Below are 17363 nucleotides of genomic sequence, written 5' to 3'. Positions count from 1 at the left end.
ATGGACACGCTGCTGTTCGGCAAAAGCCTGCTGCTCGGGCTGGCCGTGGCAGCGCCCCTTGGACCGATTGGCGCCCTGTGCGTGAACAGGACGCTGGAGCATGGCCTGTGGGCCGGTGTTGCCGGCGGGCTGGGCACGGCGCTGGCCGATGCCGTCTATGCCGCGCTGGCGGCCATCGGGTTTGCGGCCTTCGCGGCCGCGCTGGCGGTCGTGGATGTGCCGCTCAAGCTTGTCGGCGGGGCGTTTCTCGCCTGGCTGGGCTGGAAGAGCCTGTCGCCTGCGCCTGTTCGGGCCGCAGCGGAGGCGCGGGCGAGCGATCTCGCCGGTACGGCTGCCGCGACCTTTTTCCTGACGATCACCAATCCGATGACCATTCTGGCCTTTGCGGCGATGTTTGCCGGGCTCGGGCTGGCGGATTCTCCGCATCCCGCCGATGCGCTGGTGGTGGTTGTGGGCGTCTTCCTCGGCTCGTTGCTCTGGTGGTGCATTCTGAGCGGCGGGGTGGCGCTGGCGCGCACGCGGCTGCCGGACAGCCTGTCGCGCTGGGTGTCGCGCATCTCCGGCGTGATCCTTCTGGCGTTCGCCGCTTTCGCAATCGGGTCGGTGGCGCTCGCCTATCTCTGACCGGCGGTGCCGGGCTTCCATTCGCTTGGCGTCGTGCCGGTGATGCGCCGGAATTCACGATTGAAATTGGACTTGGTGTTGAAGCCGCTTGAGAGCATGGCGTCGGTGACATTCGCGCCATCCTCCAGCGCGCGGCAGGCATGATGAATGCGGTGCGCGTTGATGTAGCGCGAGACGTTCTCTCCACTCACCAGATTGATGGCCGAAGAGAGCTGCTTGACCGGCACGTGGAGCCGTCGGGCGAGCCGCGCAAGTGTGAGTGCGGGATCGAGATAGAGCGTTTCGGACTGAAGCAGCGCGTCGAGCCGCTGGACGAGATGGGCGTCTTCTTCGCTTGGATGCGGGGGCTCGGCCATGGTTTCCGGCTCTGGCTCGCCGGTGGCGCTGGGCGACACGCTCAACAGGCCGATGGCGAGCAGGGCGGCTGACGAGAAGACGCTGATGATGAGCGGCGGCAGCCAGCTCTGGCCGGTCATGACGGCGAGCGCAATGAGCGCGTCGCTGAGCGCGGACAGGATGAGAGCGAGGCCGATGCCGCCCCAGAGCCGGGCCGGCAGGCGACCGGCCTCAAGCCGCGCCAGAGGCAGGTCGTCGCCACTGCGGCGCAGCTTCACCAGAATGGCGACCCCGTAAAGAACGAAGACGCCCGGCACCACAACGTCCAGCGTGCCGGGCGCAAAGATGACGCAGAAGGCGGCGAAGGCCGGCGCCGTCAGATGCACGAGATCGCGCGGCAGCGAGAATGGCCGGAACGAGGCCGTCTGGAATGCCAGCCATGTGAGCGGCGGCACGAAGGTGGCGGTGACGGGCTGAAGGGGCAGGAGTGCGTCTATGCCGTAATGCTGGCGCAGCGAAACGATGAGGCTCTGCAGTGCGCAGGCCGCAAGAAGCGCCATCAGGAATGGCGGGCGCTCGCCGGAAATGGCGATCCGGATGAGGAGCGCACCGAGCACGAGCGCGACGATCATCGGAATGGGAAGAACCAGCATGGGCGGTGTCTGCATGTTTCCTGCAAGGGCTTGGGTTGTGGCATCGCCACCGGCCGGTGGCAATATCCGCCGAAGCATCGGATCAAAAAGTGGTCTCCGGGTTTCCACTGCGTTGACGTTGTGCGTGGTTCGACAAGCTCACCATGAGGGAAGTGGTGCTTTGCAAAGAGCTTCCGTTGAGGGGGGCACAACCAATGCCATCCCTCATGGTGAGCTTGTCGAACCACGCACGGCATCCAGAACCCATGGTGCGAAATTCGGTTTGGCGCGACCTGAAACCGGTTCAAGGACGCGGATTGCCGGTGGCCCGGGCAGATTGGCGTCATCCAGATGAAAGGATGACGGATATGAAAAAACTGCTTTCTGCTTTTCTCATTGGCATGGGTCTGACGGGCGCGGCCTTGGCCCAGCCGTTTGCCGGCTATGATCGACTGACCGTGAAGGCGGATCACCGCCCGTCGGTTCTGGCGGCTTCGGTGTGGTATCCGGCGGGCACGCCGACCTATCGCGGGCTGGTGGGCGACAATGCCGTGTTTCAGGGCACGTCCGCCTATGTGGGTGCGGGGGTGGCGGAAGGGCGGTTTCCGCTGTTCGTGCTGTCCCATGGCTCGGGCGGCAATATGGACGCCATCTCGTGGCTTTCCTCAGCGCTTGCCCTGCGCGGCGCGATGGTGCTGGCGGTGAACCACCCGGGCAGCACGTCGGGCGATTCCTCGCCACGCCGCTCGGTGCGGCTCGATGAGCGGGCGGCCGATCTGAGCGCCGCGCTGGATGCGCTGTTTGATGAGCCGGCTTTTGTTGATCACGTGGACCGGTCCCGCATCGCATCGCTGGGTTTTTCGCTGGGCGGGGCTACGGCGCTGAACCTTGCCGGGCTGCGCTTCGATCCTGATGCGTTTGCCGACTATTGCGCCTGGATTGGTGATGGTGGTCAGGACTGTGTGTTCTTCTCCAAAGGCGGTGTCGATCTGAATGCACTGCCGGAGGGCTTTGGCGCGCAGCTGCGTGATGAGCGCATCGGACGGGCCATCGCCATCGATCCGGGCATGACCTATGCGGCGACGCCTGAGAGCATTGCGGGGACCGACATGCCGGTGCTGCTCATCAATCTTGGTGAGGCCCATCTGTTCAAGGCTGCGGATGTGGGGCCGGACGGGAGCGATCTTGCCGGAAAGCTGCCCTCTGCCGTGTTGAAGACGATTGCGCCGGCGCATCACTTCACCTTCCTCGCGAAGTGCAAGCCGGAAGGGGCGGCAATGCTGGCCGAGGAGAAGGACGACCCGGTGTGTGACGACCCGGACGGCGCAGACCGGGCGGCGGTTCACGAGGCGATTGTCGAGGAGATCGCGGCGTTTGCCGGGCTTTGAGCCGGCCTGATCTAGCTGTTGCCGTTGATGGCGTGTGTCTTGCGCAGTTGCCAGCGGATTTCCGGGTTCTCGGAAGCCGCGGTGTAGAGCACGATCTGGCGGCTCTTGCGGGGGCCGCCAAGGCCGGCGAAGAAGATCGATTCCTCGACCACGGGAACGATGTTCTCGACCGTGAAGAGCCAGGTGTCGGTCGCCTCGCCGGCGAGGATGTGGCGGCCTTCGGGATCGCGGTAGATGTCGATGTCGGGGTGGATGTGGAAGCGCACGGCCACGGCATCGTTTCCGACAGCCGTGGACGGCGAGCCGTCCGGGCGCATGACGCGGTCGACGCCTTCGAGAAATGCGCCGTCTTCGGAAAGGGAGAGGGCGCGCTCATGCAGGAGGCCGAAGCGCGAGACATAGCCATTGTGGCTGGCGGTGAAGCGGTGGACGCCATTGGCGTCGTCGCGCTGGCATTCGACCTTGCGCGGGCCGCCGATGAGCGGCGTGCCGATCAGCTCGCTCCAGCGCGAGGAGAGGCTGAAGCGGGCCTGCGATGTGTCGTTGAGCGTGACGGTGGAATGGGCCGCCGTGGTGCGGGCAAGCGGGCGGTAGCTGTCATCGCCGTAATTGTCGATGCCGCTGTTGACCACGAACTGATGCCGGCCCGACGACATCTCGAAGGAGAGGCAGCCCGCATGGGCGAAATGGGAGAGGTCTGCCGGTGGCGGAGCGGCCGTGTCGGCGATAACCGTGGTGGCGCCGAGCGCCAGCCGCTCATAGCCCGAATGGGGTGCATGCAGGAGCGGCGCGCCGCCGGTGTCGTCATAGCGCAGGATGGCGGCGACGCTGTCGTGCTGGGTGATGCCCATGCCGTTGAAACGGGCGAGCGAGCCGTCACGGTGGCGAAAGAAGCGCAGCGCCGGCAGCATGCGCTCCACGGCGTCGATGAGCGCCTGCGGCGGCTGCTCGGCCTGATTGGTGTAGGTTTGCCGGAGCGGCAACAGGTCGGTCAGAAGCTCCATGATGGCGCGCGGATTGCGCGATACATGGCCACCATCGGCGAGGATCTGGCGTTCGAGCTCCTGGGCGAGATTGCGGCTGGCTGTCTTGACCGCGGCGGCGGGGGCCGGCAGCGAAAGGGCGCAGAAGGCGAGCGCGATGCGGGCGCGCAGCCGGTCTTCGCCATCGGGCATCTCGCGGGTGTTGGTGCGCAGATAGCGCATCTGCACGGCGAGCATTTTCAGGAACTGGCGATAGAAGGGCAGCTCCGCTCCCTGCAGCACCACCGAGGAATGCTGTAGCCAGGCGATGAGACGCTTGGCCGTGGTGCCGGGCTCCCATGGTGTGCCGGAGATGCGTTTGCCGTAGAGCGTCATCCACTCTTCCACCAGCGCGCGGGCATTGGCAGAGGCCAGCTCGCTCTGGGCGGCGCGCATGTGGCGCAGCCAGCGGAAGCTGTGCAGGGCCTCCTGCCAGGGGCGGTCGGTGACGGGAACGCGGAACGGCGACTGGCCGCGTGTTTCGACCAGCTGGCCGGCGAGCAGGAACTGGCCGTGATAGATGTCGCGCGCCACCTGCGGGTCTGCGATGCGCAGATCAGGCGGGGCGATCAGCACCCGCTCGGGCGTGCGGCCGGAATAGCGCCAGCGATAGGTCGGACCCGCGCGCAAGCGGCGGCGCAGGCGCGCCCACGCCTGCCGCGCAACAAGGCCCCACAGCTCGTGGGGGGAATGTCCTCGTGCTTGATCCAACGACCGAGTTTTCTTTCTGTGACCCCAAATCAGGCGAGAGTCTAAATGATTCAAAGATTTGTGCGAAGTTGAAATATATCAGGACGCACAGATGGCAGGGCCGGCTCAGCGCTGGCGAATGAGGCGCGCAGCGAAGAAGCCGTCGAGCCCCCGCGCCAGCGGATCCTCGCCGAGCGTGTCGGCGGGCGTGGTGCGCAGGAAGCCTTCGGGCGTGACGAAGGCGGCGATGCCGGGCGCTTCGTCAGGCTGGATGGGATCGAGCGCCACGTCCGGCGTTTCGGCCAGGAAGGCTTCAAGCATGTCCTCGCCTTCGGCCCGGTCGAGCGAGCAGTTGGAAAACACGATCCGCCCGCCGGGTTTCACCAGCGTCACGGCATGGTCGAGCAGGGCGCGCTGCAGGGCGGCGAGCTTCTCGATGTCTTCAGGCGACTTGGTCCACGGCACATCCGGGTGGCGGCGCACCGTGCCGGTGGACGAGCAGGGGGCGTCGATGAGGATGGCGTCGAAGGGCGTGTCCGGCTGGAACTTGCGGATGTCGGACTCGACGATCTCAGCATCGAGGCGAAGCCGCGTCAGGTTCTCGGCAAGCCGCTTCAGGCGGCTCTTCGACAGGTCGACGGCGGTGACGTCTGCGCCGGCATGGATGAGCTGCGCGGTCTTGCCGCCGGGGGCGGCGCAGAGATCCGCCACGCGCGCGCCGGCGATGTCGCCGAGCAGCTTTGCGGGCAGGCTGGCAGCCGTGTCCTGCACCCACCACGCGCCCTCCTCGAAGCCCGGAAGCGTGTCGACGCCGGCCTCGAGCCGGGCGATCCGCACGGTGCCCGTGGGCAGCACGATGCCGCCCAGCGCCTCGGCCCAGCGCTGCGGGTCTTCCTTGACGGTAAAGTCCACCGGCGGCTCAACGCGATGCATGGCGAGAATGGCGGCGGTGGTCTCCGCGCCATAGGCCGCTTCCAGCCGCCCGGCAAACCAGTCCGGCGCTTCACGCGTCTGGTCGAGGGCGGCGGGCAGTGCGCGCGCCTTCACGCGGATCAGATTACGCAGCACGCCATTGACGAGACCGGCAAAGCGGGCAAGGCGCGGGTCGCTCTTCGCCTGGGTGACGGCGAGGTCGACGGCGGCGCTGTCGGGCACGTCGAGAAACAGGATCTGTGCTGCCGCCACATGCAGCGCGTGAGAGAGCGCGCGGGCATTGGCCGGCAGGGGGCGCTCCAGACGGCGCGCGAGCAGGGCCTCGATGGTGCTGCGATGGCGCAGGGCGCTCATCAGGATGGCGCGCACCAGCGAGCGGTCGCGCGCATCAAGCGCGCGGAAATTGGGCTGGCCATGGGCCGGGTCGGTAAGCCCGTCGAGCGAGGCGTGGGCATCCACGACGGCGGCGAGCAGCTTTGTCGCCACGCGGCGCGTTTCAAGGCCGGGCTTATCAGGCTCTTGGTTTACTGGGCGGTTCTGACCGGCGGGCTTCTTCCCGGCCGTGCGGCGTGCGTTCGGGCGGCTCACGACCAGGGGCCTTTCGATCCATCGGCGTCACGGCCCCATTTCTGCTGGGGCTTTGGGGCGGGCTTTGGTCGCTGAGGCGGTTCGTCTGGCCGTGCGTCCGGTCTCGCCCCCGGTCTTGCCCCCCACGGGCCGTGGTTCGCATCCTCTTCAGGTGCGGGATCGCGCTGTGGGGCGGAAGGCCAGGCCTGCCGCCCGCCGCCACGGGGTTCCTCCGCCATGGCGTAGAGGGCCGCGATGCGGTTGTCCGTGTCGGGGTGGGTGGAGAACAGATTGTCCATGCGCTCGCCCGACAGCGGGTTGATGATGAACATGTGTGCGGTGGCGGGATTGCGCTCGGCGTCCTGATTGACCACCTGTTTGGTGCGCCGGGCGATCTTGTCGAGCGCGGAGGCGAGCCACAGCGGGTTGCCGCAGATCTCCGCGCCGCGCCGGTCGGCCGAATATTCGCGGGTGCGGCTGATGGCCATCTGCACCATCATGGCGGCGAGCGGAGCGACGATCATTGCAACGAGCACGCCAATGAAGCCGAGCGGATTGTTGTTGTCGCGGTTGCCGCCGAAGAAGAAGGCGAAATTGCCGAGCATGGAGATCGCGCCGGCCAGCGTCGCCGTGATCGTCATGGTCAGCGTGTCGCGGTTCTGCACATGGGCGAGCTCGTGCGCCATCACGCCGGCGACCTCTTCATAGCTCAGCCGGTCGAGCAGGCCGGTGGTGGCTGCGACAGCGGCATTCTGCGGGTTGCGGCCGGTGGCAAACGCGTTGGGCTGGTCGTTCTTGATCAGGTAGACGCGCGGCATGGGAAGGTCGGCGCGGGCCGCCAGATCGCGCACGATGGCGTAATATTCCGGGGCGTTGCGCTCGTCCACTTCGACGGCGTGGTGCATTTTGAGCACCATCTTGTCGGAATTCCAGTAGCTGAACAGATTCATGCCGGCGGCAAACAGGAAGGCGATCATCATGCCGCCACTGCCTCCGATCAGATAGCCCACGCCCATGAAAAGGGCCGTCATGAAGGCCAAGAGCATCGCGGTGCGTATCGTGTTCATTGTTGTCCAAGCTCCAGAAACAGGCCGCGCCGGGCATTTTCGACCGCGCGACCAATCGCTTATATGATGGGGAACGCGCTTCGTGTATTCAATAATCCGGTTTTCGAGAGGAAGTTGCGGTGAAAGACGAAACGGACCGAAAAGAAGATGCGTCGGCAAAGGTTCTCTCGCCGGCAGCCGAGCGCGCGCTGGCGGAAGCCGAGGCGCGCCGGAAGAACATCGAGGCTGCTGCCGCAAAGGCTCCGAAGGAGCTGGGCGGGCGCGGCGGCCATGACCCGGCGCGCTACGGCGACTGGGAAGTGAAGGGCATCGCCACCGATTTCTGACAGGGTTGCCCGGATCCTAATGAAGGAATATATTCCTTCCATGATCCGGTCTCGCCTGAAATGCATGGTCATTGTCTTGCTCGCGCTCTTCTGGAGCGGGCAGACGGCTGCGCTTGCCGGGCGCAGAGAGGCGATACCCGGCCCCGTGCGGGCGAGCGTTCTGCGCGTTGTTGACGGCGACACCTTCATCGCCGAGGCGCATATATGGCCGGGGCAGCGCATCACGGTGAGTGTGCGCATTCGCGGCGTCGACGCGCCGGAGCTTCGCAGCCGATGCGCCGCCGAGAAGGCGGCGGCCCGCCAGGCGAAGGCTGCGCTTCAAGTGCTTCTGGATGGCGGAACGGTGTGGATCAGCGCCATCAGCGGCGGCAAATATTACGGGCGGGTTCTGGCCGATGTCGCGACGGAGCCGGGTGGCGATGTGGCCGCGCGGCTGCTCGATGCGCAGCTGGTGGCTGCCTATGGCGGTGGCCGGCGGGTTTCGTTTGTCTGCTGATGGGGCGGGTTTTGAAGCGTCGGCGCTCGCCCCTCATCCTCACCTTCTCCCCGTGCACGGGGAGAAGGGGGCGTTTAAGCCTGCGTCTTCTTCCTGGGTCGTTGTGCGTTCATGTGGAGGCACAAAGGACCTGATTCAAACTTGGAGTTTAAGGCCGATTCGGGTTCGACGCTCGAGCATGGCGTCCTTCTCCCCGCTGGCGGGGAGAAGGTCCCGGCAGGGGGATGAGGGGCGAGCGCCTTCCTTTCAGACAGGGAACCCATACCCAAAAAACAAAAGGCCGCTCCCGAAGGAACGGCCCCGTGTTTTCGAATTCGCACGCGGTCATGGTCAGGCTGCCGAAGCAGGCCGTCCGCGTTTCATGCGCTTCAGCGGGAAGTCTGCTCCCCGTGAAGGCAATCCATCGAGACCACGTTTGAACGGAAATCACTCGACATTGGATCACCCCCTTTCGGTTCGTTGACGATACACACAATGTGGAGATGGATGCCGCCTCGTGCAAGGGGCAAAGAAAACGCCGCGCATTCGGGTGAATGCGCGGCGTTCTGCCCAAAGTCCGTTTGTATGCGCCCGGGAGCCGCTTCCGGCTCCGGGCAGGGCGTCAGCCCTTCTTGTTCTGACGGTTGTCGATCAGATCGTCGACCACGGCCGGATCGGCGAGCGTCGAGGTGTCGCCCAGCGCGCCGTAATCGTCCTCGGCGATCTTGCGCAGGATGCGGCGCATGATCTTGCCCGAGCGGGTCTTCGGCAGGCCCGGCGAGAACTGGATCTTGTCCGGCGAGGCGATCGGGCCGATCTCGCTGCGTACATGCGCAACCAGCTCTTTCTTGAGCTCCTCGGAACCCTCTTCGCCGGCCATCAGCGTGATGTAGCAGTAGATGCCCTGACCCTTCACATCGTGCGGGTAACCGACGACGGCGGCTTCCGACACCTTGTCGTGGCTGACCAGCGCGGATTCGACCTCGGCCGTGCCCATGCGGTGGCCGGACACGTTGATCACGTCATCGACGCGGCCGGTGATCCAGTAAAAGCCGTCCTCGTCGCGGCGGCAGCCGTCACCCGTGAAATACTTGCCCTTGTAGGTGGAGAAGTAGGTCTGGATGAAGCGCTCATGATCGCCATAGACCGAGCGCATCTGGCCGGGCCAGGAATCCGTGATGCACAGATTGCCGCTGGTCGCGCCTTCGAGCACCTTGCCCTCGCCATCGACGAGCTGCGGCTGCACGCCGAAGAAGGGGCGGGTGGCCGAGCCGGGCTTGAGATCCGTTGCGCCGGGCAGCGGCGTGATGAGAATGCCGCCGGTCTCCGTCTGCCACCAGGTATCGACGATGGGCGACTTCTTCTCGCCGACCACGTTGTAATACCACTCCCATGCTTCCGGATTGATCGGCTCGCCGACCGAACCGAGAATGCGCAGGGAGCTGCGCGAGGTGCGGGTGACAAAGTCGTCGCCGGCGCCCATCAGCGCGCGGATCGCGGTGGGGGCGGTGTAGAAGATGTTGACGTTGTGCTTGTCGACCACCTGCCAGAAGCGGGATGCGTCCGGATAGTTCGGCACGCCCTCGAACATCAGCGTGACGGCGCCGTTGGCGAGTGGACCGTAGACGATGTAGCTGTGGCCCGTGACCCAGCCCACATCGGCCGTGCACCAGTAGACGTCGCCCTCGTGATAGTCGAACACATATTCATGCGTCATCGAGGCGTAGACGAGATAGCCGCCCGTGGTGTGCAGAACGCCCTTCGGCTTGCCGGTGGAGCCGGAGGTGTAGAGGATGAACAGCGGATCTTCGGCGTTCATCTTCTCCGGTTCGCACACGGGCTCCGCCTTCGCGGTTTCCTCGTGGTACCAGAGGTCGCGGCCCTCGAACCAGTTGATCTTGCCGGCGGTGCGCTGCACGACCAGCACGTGACGCACCTTCGCTCCGGCTGCTTCGGCAAGCGCGATGGCCTTGTCGGTGTTTTCCTTCAGCGGAACCTTGCGGCCGCCGCGCAGGCCCTCATCGGCGGTGATGACGAAATCGGACTTGCAGTCCTCAATGCGGCCGGCGAGCGAATCGGGCGAGAAGCCGCCGAACACCACCGAGTGAACCGCGCCGATGCGCGTGCAGGCGAGCATCGCATAGGCCGCTTCCGGGATCATCGGCATGTAGATGGTGACGCGGTCACCCTTCTTGACGCCGTTCGACTTCATCACATTGGCGAGCCGGCAGACCCTGTCGTGCAGCTCGCGATAGGTGATCTTCCTGTCGTCGTAGGGGTTGTCGCCTTCCCAGATGATGGCGGTCTGGTCGCCGCGCTTTTCCAGATGGCGGTCGATGCAGTTGTAGGAGACGTTGGTGACGCCATCCTCGAACCACTTGATCGACACGTCGCCCTCGAACGAGGTGTTCTTCACCTTGGTGTAAGGCGTGAACCAGTCGATGCGCTTGCCGTGCTTTTCCCAGAACTTCTCCGGGTCCTTGATGCTGTTCTCATACCATTCGAGATACGTCTCATTGTCGATGAGCGCGTTTTCCTTCCACGCTGGCTGGACGCGGTGAACATGCACTTCGGACATTTTTCCTCCTCCGGGTAGGCACTTGCTGGGACTGGAATCGCGTCATGCGACGCGGAGGCTCCTGGCTCGCGCGCATTATTACCATTCTGCCTGTTGCTACAACATTAGACATTTGGCGGCACGGGTGCGGCGGCGAAAGAACGCATGGTCCAGGCCGTTAGCACCGATTCCGAAAGGCTGCTAACAATATGTAATAACACGATAAATTTACGTCTGCGTGAGCGCTTTCAACTGGACGGTCGCCGGTTTTAGCCCGACACTTTTTTGATCCGGAACCTGATTCGGAAAGGCAGCACATGCAGCAAACGGGCGAAATGGAGCTGATGCTCCGGGGCTATGGGCTGACGACGGCGGAGTTTCTCTACCACCTGCCGGACCACCCGACGATATTGCAGAGTTTCATCTGGCAACACTACGACACCGCGCCGGACTTTCCCGCGCTCTACCGGTTCATCGACTTCTGGAACGAGACCCTCGACGGGCCGCTTCACTCGGTGACCTACACGCACAGGAAGCTGATTTCGCCGAGCGAATGGCGCAGCCTGGCGGGAGAGCTGGTTCTGCACTGAGGCGTAAGGCCCATGGCTGAGGTGCCGGGCCCGTAGGAACTACGCCTTTTTGATGATCTTTTCACCCACCTCCCGTGGGGCGTAAATTTGTGATCCGCAAAAACAACGCGGGGGGAAACGCGCAGGGCGCGAACAGTGTCGCGGCCTGCGCAGATTGGGCAAAGACATGAAAACACTTGCAAGAATCTGCTGGGTGACGGCGGCTCTTTACGCCGTGCTCGGAATGAGTTTCGGCATCTATATGGCGGCGTCCGGGGATCACACCCTGTCGCCGGCCCATGGGCACCTCAACCTGGTGGGCTGGGCGAGCATCGCGCTTTACGGAACGTTCTACACGCTCGTGCCGACGGCGGCCGAAAGCCGGCTGGCCGGGGTGCAGGTGATCCTCGCTGAAGTGGGCGTGATCATCATGGTGCCGGGCATTGCGATGGCGATCATGAATGCCGGCGAAGGCCTCGCCAAGGCAGGCGCGACCCTCGTTCTGCTTTCCGCGCTTCTGTTCCTGATAATCGTGGCGCGCTCGACGGGCCGTGCGACCTCCGGCGGGTGATGGGCGGAAGACGCAGGTCTAGAGCGTTCTCACTTTTCCTGGAATTGCGAGAACGTTCCAGTTCACTGTTCTTGCGCAATTCCGGACGGAAAACCGGTTCCCACTTTTCCTGGAATTGCTTTAGCGTGCGCCGAAGATCGCCGATCCCACGCGCACGCTGGTCGCGCCGAAGGCAACGGCCTTCTCGTAATCGCCGGACATGCCCATGGAGCATTTCTCGACGCCGGCTTCGGCTGCGAGCTTCCTGAGCAGCGCGAAATGCGGGCCGGGGTGCTCGTCAAAGGGCGGAATGCACATGAGCCCTTCGATGGCGAGGCCGTATTCCTCGCGGCAATGTTTGACGAAGGTGACGGTCTGGCGTGGATCTATGCCGGCCTTCTGTTCTTCAAGCCCCGTATTGACCTGGACATAAAGACGCGGGGCTTTGCCCTGCTTCTTGATCTCGGCGGCAAGCGCGCGGGCGATCTTTTCGCGATCGACGCTCTCGATCACATCGAACAGGGCGACGGCGTCGGCGGCCTTGTTGGACTGGAGCGGGCCGATCAGGCGAAGCTCGATGTCGGGGAAGGCTTCCTTCAGCGCGGGCCATTTGCCCTGGGCTTCCTGAACACGGTTTTCGCCGAAAACGCGCTGGCCGGCTTCGATGACCGGACGCACCTGATCGGCCTCGAAAGTCTTGGAAACGGCGACCAGCGTGACCGCGCCCGGAGCGCGGTCTGCGGCCTTTTCGGCGGCGGCGATCTTCGCTTTGACGTCCTGCAGATTTTCGACGGCGTGGCTCATCCTGTCGCTGATCCCTCTTTCAAAAAGGCCTCTTGGAGTTGACGGTTCGCCGAAACCATGGTGAAGGTCCGCCAACATAATTTCCGCTCTTATCTTGTGAAAATCCGGCCATGGCAACCGAACGTTATAACCCCCGCGTAGCAGAACCCCGCTGGCAGAAGGCCTGGGACGAGGCCAAGCTGTTCGAGGCCAGCAATGATGACGGGCGTCCGAAATACTACGTGCTCGAGATGTTTCCCTATCCCTCGGGCCGCATTCACATCGGTCATACCCGCAACTACACGATGGGCGACGTGGTTGCGCGCTACAAGCGCGCCAAGGGCTACAATGTTCTGCACCCGATGGGCTGGGACGCCTTCGGCATGCCGGCGGAAAACGCCGCGATGCAGAACAAGGTGCACCCCAAGGAGTGGACCTATCAGAACATTGCGGTGATGCGCGATCAGCTCAAGACCTTCGGCCTGTCGCTGGACTGGAGCCGTGAGTTCGCCACCTGCGACGTGGACTACTACCACCGCCAGCAGATGCTGTTCGTCGACTTCTTCGAAAAGGGCCTGGTGATGCGCAAGACCTCCAAGGTCAACTGGGACCCGGTGGATCAGACCGTGCTCGCCAATGAGCAGGTGATCGACGGTCGCGGCTGGCGTTCGGGCGCGGAAGTCGAGCAGCGCGAGCTGGCGCAGTGGTTCTTCAAGATCACCGATTACGCGCAGGATCTGGTCGACGCCATCGACGATCTGGACCAGTGGCCGGAGAAGGTGCGCCTGATGCAGCGCAACTGGATCGGCCGTTCCGAGGGCATGCTGGTCCGCTGGGCGCTGACGGAAGAGAGCGCGCCCGGGGGCATGAACGAGGGCACGAACGAGCTGGAGGTCTACACGACCCGGCCCGACACGCTGTTTGGCGCATCCTTCATGGCGATTGCTGCCGATCACCCGCTTGCAAAGACGCTTTCCGCCGACAATGCCGAGCTCGCCGCATTCTGCGAAGAGTGCCGCCGCATGGGCACTTCGGCAGCGGCGCTGGAAACGGCCGAGAAGAAGGGCTTCGACACGGGCGTGCGCGTGCGTCATCCCTTCGATCCGGAATGGACGCTGCCGGTTTATGTCGCCAATTTCGTGCTGATGGACTACGGCACGGGCGCGATCTTCGGCTGTCCGTCGGGCGACCAGCGCGATTTGGACTTCGCCAACAAATACGGCCTGCCGGTGACGCCGGTGGTGATGCCGGAGGGCGCGGATGCCGCGACTTTCCAGATCACCGAGGAAGCCTTCACCGATGATGGCGTGATGATCAACTCGCGCTTCCTCGACGGCATGAAGCCGAAGGCGGCGTTTGAGGAAGTGGCCAACCGCCTCTCCTCCGAGACGATCAATGGCCGCCCGGTGGGCGAGCGCAAGGTGAACTTCCGCCTGCGCGACTGGGGCGTTTCGCGCCAGCGTTACTGGGGCTGCCCGATCCCGATGATCCACTGCGACGATTGCGGTGTGGTGCCGGTGCCGAAGGCCGACATGCCGGTCAAGCTGCCCGACGACATCGAGTTCGACCGTCCCGGCAACCCGCTTGACCGTCACCCGACCTGGAAGCATGTCAAATGCCCGAAATGCGGCTCGGACGCGCGGCGCGAGACGGACACGATGGACACGTTCGTCGATTCGTCCTGGTACTTCGCGCGCTTCACCGCGCCGTGGGAGAATGACCCGACCAACCCGGAAGCGGCCAATGAATGGCTGCCGGTCGATCAGTATATCGGCGGCATCGAGCATGCGATCCTGCATCTGCTCTATTCGCGCTTCTTCACCCGCGCCATGCGCGACACCGGTCATCTGAGCCTGGCGGAGCCCTTCAAGGGGCTGTTCACGCAGGGCATGGTGGTGCACGAGACCTACCGTGCCGCCGATGGCCGCTGGCTGGCTCCCAACGAGATCGAATTCTCCGGTTCGGGCGATGCGCGTTCGGCTGTCGAGATCTCGACCGGCGAGCCGGCGACGATCGGCGCGCTGGAAAAGATGTCGAAGTCCAAGAAGAACACGGTGAGCCCCGAGGACATCATCGAGTCCTTCGGCGCGGACACGGCGCGCTGGTTCATGCTGTCGGATTCGCCGCCCGAGCGCGACGTGGAATGGACCGACGACGGCGCGACGGGCGCACACCGCTTCGTGCAGCGCGTCTGGCGTCTGGTCTGCGAAACGGCGGAACATGTGCGCGGCGTGACGCCGAAGGCGGCAACCGACGGACCGGTTCTTGCTGCGTCCAAGGCGGCGCACAAGGCGCTCAAGGCCGTGGGCGAGGACATCGAGAAGCTGGCCTTCAACCGCGCCATCGCGCGTGTCCACCAGCTCGTCAACGATCTGCAGGAGCCGCTTTCCGCACTTGACGCCGGCGCCGACGAGGCCGCGAAGGCCGCAGCGCGCGAGGCTGTCGACATCCTGATCCATCTGGTTGCCCCCTTCATGCCGCACCTGGCCGAAGAGTGCTGGGCGCAGATTGGCGGCGAAGGCATGGTTGCCGCGAGCGCCTGGCCGGAATTCGATCCGGCGCTGGTCGTGGACAATGAAATCGTTCTGCCCGTGCAGATCAACGGCAAGAAGCGCGGTGATTTGACAATTGCGCGCGACGCAGATCAATCTGCGGTCGAAGATGCGGCGCTCAAACTCGATTTCGTCAAGAAGGCGCTGAACGGTTCGCAGCCGCGCAAGGTGATTGTCGTTCCGCAGCGCATCGTCAACATCGTTGCCTGATGCTGCGGGGCCTGGATTTATGCTGTTTGGAAAACAGGGGGAAACCTTGAACCCGACGTTTCGTGTTTCGCTTCTGGCCGGCCTGGCTTTGTCTTTAGCCGTGGCGTCTGGCTGCACGGTGCGCCCCCTTATGGCGACGCCGGACGTAACGTCGAGCGGCGTTGCCTCATCGCCGGCGATGTCGTCCATCGCCATCGCGCCGGTGGACACGCGCTACGGGCAGCAGGTCCGCAACCATCTGATTTTCCTGCTTAACGGCGGAGCCGGGCAGCCGGCCAGTGCGCGCTACGCGCTTGATCTCAAGATCACGCGTTCGAGCTCTGCAGCGGCCCGCGTTCAGGTGCGCACCGACAACGAGCCCACCGCCAGCCTTCTCACCATGACCGCCGTCTACAAGCTGACCGATGGCGAGACCGGAAAGGTTGTCGCGACCGGAAAGCGTGAGATTTCTTCCGCCTATGACGTGCCGCGTCAGGAGTTTGCGGCACTGCGCGCTGCGCGCAATGCCGAGGACCGTGCGGCCCGCGAGCTGGCCGAGCAGCTGCGTCTGGCGCTCGGACAGGACCTGGCGCGCGCCGGGGCCGGATCGTAAACGCGACCCGGCGGCATGTTCGCGGTATCGTTGCAACCACGGAGCCCATTCTTGCGTTCGTGTCATTGCGTCGTCACAGTATTCGGTGAAACAGCCTGCGAGGCGTGATCTCTGAATGTTGCCCAGTTTCCGTGAGAGATCCTCTTCGGGTAAGACGAAGGAGCGGGATGACGGTCATGACAGGAACCGAGATGCTTCAGGGAGCGCTTCGTCCATGGCTCTGCACACGACGCTGACGTCTGTGGCCGCGGTTCTGGGGAACCGCGTTCTGGGCCGTGATGTTCACGCGCCCGAAGACCCGCATGTGGTCGATCAGCTGATCGCCGAGCGCACCACCCATCTTTCGCAGAACATGCTGTGGCCGCTGGCGCAGCCATTCCTCTACCGCTTCCTGCACTACCGCCAGGCGGTGGTGATGGCTGACGAAGTGGCGGAACTCTCCGGCTGGGAATCCTTCGATTACATCAGCAGGCTCCTGTCGCTGGAGATTTCGGCGAGCGGGATGGAGAACATCCCCGCAAAGGGCGGTTTCATTCTCGCGCCGAATCACCCGACCGGCATCGCCGACGGCATCGCCGTCTATGATCTGATGAAGGGCGTGCGGCCGGATCTCGCGATCTTCGCCAACCGCGATGCGCTGCGGGTCAACACGCGGTTCCGCGATCTCATCATTCCGGTGGAATGGCGCGCGGGCGAAAAATCCCACGCCAAGAGCCGTGACACGCTGGAGATGACGGCCAAGGCCTTCACCGGCGGCAAGGCCATCGTTCTGTTCCCGTCCGGGCGCATTGCCTACTGGAACAGGGACAAGCTCACCGAGCGCCCGTGGCAGCCTTCAGTCGTTGCGCTGGCGCGCCGCTATCAGGTGCCGGTTGTGCCGATGAACATGACGGCGCGCAATTCGGGCCTGTTCTATCTTCTGTCGCGCTATTCCACCGAACTGCGCGACATGACGCTGTTCCATGAGCTTCTGAACAAGAAGGGCCGGGCGATCAACATGGTGATCGGCAAGCCGATCATGCCGGATGCGCTGGGTGAGGGGGAGCCGGCGGATATGGCCGCGCGCCTTCAGGAGCACACGGTGCACCGGCTGCGCGAAGATCCGCACGCGACCTTTGAAGGTTAGTGGCCGAAGGTTGGCGAGACGCATGCCGAGGGGCGTGCTGAACATCGTGACAGCCCCCTTCTCCCCGTGAACGGGGAGAAGGTCCCGGCAGGGGGATGAGGGGCGTGCGACGTTCGAGCGGTTCACCGTTTCACGGAAACGTCGCTCTGCTCAATTTATCGTTTTTTCCGCATTTGTGCGGACGTCAGGTGAGATCACCTGACTGCAAAATGCTCCAGAAAACAGTTTTCGGAGAGGAAGGGCGCGCCTGCTGCTGGCGCTGGCACCGGCCCCTCATCCTCACCTTCTCCCCGCGGGCGGGGAGAAGGGGGCGCCTGTGTCGGTGCAAGACTTGCACCGGGGGGTACTTTAGGTTCCATCTACT

Annotated in this window: 15 protein-coding genes; 9 read left to right on the top strand and 6 right to left on the bottom strand. The window is 64.3% G+C overall.

All coding sequences use genetic code 11. From position 1 onward, the window contains the following. On the top strand, positions 1 to 624 hold the full coding sequence (locus tag JYP46_RS09740; protein ID WP_206547999.1) for a LysE family translocator: 624 nt from the start codon (positions 1 to 3) through the stop codon (positions 622 to 624). On the opposite strand, the gene JYP46_RS09735 is transcribed toward JYP46_RS09740, so the two are convergent. Continuing rightward, positions 615 to 1628, bottom strand: coding sequence for a helix-turn-helix domain-containing protein (locus JYP46_RS09735; RefSeq protein ID WP_236042158.1), 1014 nt, complete (start codon positions 1626 to 1628; stop codon positions 615 to 617). The two genes, JYP46_RS09740 and JYP46_RS09735, sit on opposite strands and share 10 nt — an antisense overlap. Positions 1629 to 1960: 332 nt before the next feature. Between JYP46_RS09735 and JYP46_RS09730 the strand changes: the two genes are divergently transcribed. Continuing rightward, a complete protein-coding gene (locus JYP46_RS09730; protein ID WP_206547998.1) occupies positions 1961 to 2980 on the top strand; it encodes an alpha/beta hydrolase family protein in 1020 nt (339 codons plus the stop codon). Positions 2981 to 2991: 11 nt separating this feature from the next. Here JYP46_RS09730 and JYP46_RS09725 read toward each other — a convergent pair whose 3' ends face one another. From JYP46_RS09725 to htpX, 3 genes are all read right to left on the bottom strand, one after another. Next, positions 2992 to 4713 carry a heparinase II/III family protein gene (locus JYP46_RS09725; protein WP_206547997.1) on the bottom strand — a complete coding sequence of 574 codons (1722 nt, stop codon included), beginning with the start codon at positions 4711 to 4713 and terminating at the stop codon, positions 2992 to 2994. Between the two features lie 105 nt (positions 4714 to 4818). Beyond that, positions 4819 to 6219, bottom strand: coding sequence for an RsmB/NOP family class I SAM-dependent RNA methyltransferase (locus tag JYP46_RS09720; protein ID WP_206548106.1), 1401 nt, complete (start codon positions 6217 to 6219; stop codon positions 4819 to 4821). Beyond that, the gene (htpX, locus tag JYP46_RS09715) at positions 6210 to 7259 is read right to left on the bottom strand and encodes a zinc metalloprotease HtpX (protein WP_206547996.1); all 1050 of its coding nucleotides are present in this window, start codon (positions 7257 to 7259) and stop codon (positions 6210 to 6212) included. Before htpX ends, JYP46_RS09720 begins: the two co-directional genes overlap by 10 nt. Positions 7260 to 7378: 119 nt before the next feature. On the opposite strand from htpX, the gene JYP46_RS09710 reads away from it, so the two are divergent. Next, positions 7379 to 7585, top strand: coding sequence for a DUF1674 domain-containing protein (locus JYP46_RS09710; protein ID WP_206547995.1), 207 nt, complete (start codon positions 7379 to 7381; stop codon positions 7583 to 7585). Between the two features lie 40 nt (positions 7586 to 7625). Next, the gene (locus JYP46_RS09705; RefSeq protein WP_206547994.1) at positions 7626 to 8081 is read left to right on the top strand and encodes a thermonuclease family protein; all 456 of its coding nucleotides are present in this window, start codon (positions 7626 to 7628) and stop codon (positions 8079 to 8081) included. Between the two features lie 601 nt (positions 8082 to 8682). On the opposite strand, the gene acs is transcribed toward JYP46_RS09705, so the two are convergent. After that, on the bottom strand, positions 8683 to 10638 hold the full coding sequence (gene acs, locus JYP46_RS09700) for an acetate--CoA ligase (protein WP_113153442.1): 1956 nt from the start codon (positions 10636 to 10638) through the stop codon (positions 8683 to 8685). 296 nt (positions 10639 to 10934) lie between these two features. Between acs and JYP46_RS09695 the strand changes: the two genes are divergently transcribed. After that, positions 10935 to 11207 (top strand): usg protein, encoded by a 273-nt coding sequence (locus tag JYP46_RS09695; RefSeq protein WP_113153441.1) that lies wholly within the window; start codon positions 10935 to 10937, stop codon positions 11205 to 11207. 166 nt (positions 11208 to 11373) lie between these two features. Further along, complete coding sequence (locus JYP46_RS09690) at positions 11374 to 11757, top strand: hypothetical protein (protein WP_113153440.1); 384 nt, start codon at positions 11374 to 11376, stop codon at positions 11755 to 11757. 120 nt (positions 11758 to 11877) lie between these two features. On the opposite strand, the gene JYP46_RS09685 is transcribed toward JYP46_RS09690, so the two are convergent. After that, a complete protein-coding gene (locus JYP46_RS09685) occupies positions 11878 to 12540 on the bottom strand; it encodes a YggS family pyridoxal phosphate-dependent enzyme (protein WP_206545699.1) in 663 nt (220 codons plus the stop codon). 110 nt (positions 12541 to 12650) lie between these two features. Here JYP46_RS09685 and leuS point away from each other — a divergent pair, with 110 nt between their 5' ends. The 3 genes from leuS (at position 12651) to JYP46_RS09670 (ending at position 16999) form a co-directional block, all read left to right on the top strand. Further along, complete coding sequence (leuS, locus tag JYP46_RS09680; protein ID WP_206547993.1) at positions 12651 to 15281, top strand: leucine--tRNA ligase; 2631 nt, start codon at positions 12651 to 12653, stop codon at positions 15279 to 15281. Between the two features lie 46 nt (positions 15282 to 15327). Next, the gene (gene lptE, locus JYP46_RS09675; RefSeq protein ID WP_222474035.1) at positions 15328 to 15873 is read left to right on the top strand and encodes an LPS assembly lipoprotein LptE; all 546 of its coding nucleotides are present in this window, start codon (positions 15328 to 15330) and stop codon (positions 15871 to 15873) included. A gap of 214 nt (positions 15874 to 16087) precedes the next feature. After that, positions 16088 to 16999: a 1-acyl-sn-glycerol-3-phosphate acyltransferase gene (locus JYP46_RS09670; protein WP_206547992.1), complete on the top strand. Its 912-nt coding sequence runs from the start codon at positions 16088 to 16090 to the stop codon at positions 16997 to 16999. The last annotated feature ends 364 nt before the right edge of the window (positions 17000 to 17363 follow it).

The sequence above is a fragment of the Nitratireductor aquimarinus genome (assembly GCF_017255295.1).
Lineage (GTDB): Bacteria > Pseudomonadota > Alphaproteobacteria > Rhizobiales > Rhizobiaceae > Nitratireductor > Nitratireductor aquimarinus.
Note: the sequence above shows the minus strand (reverse complement) of the source record. Positions and strands in the feature narration are given on the sequence as shown.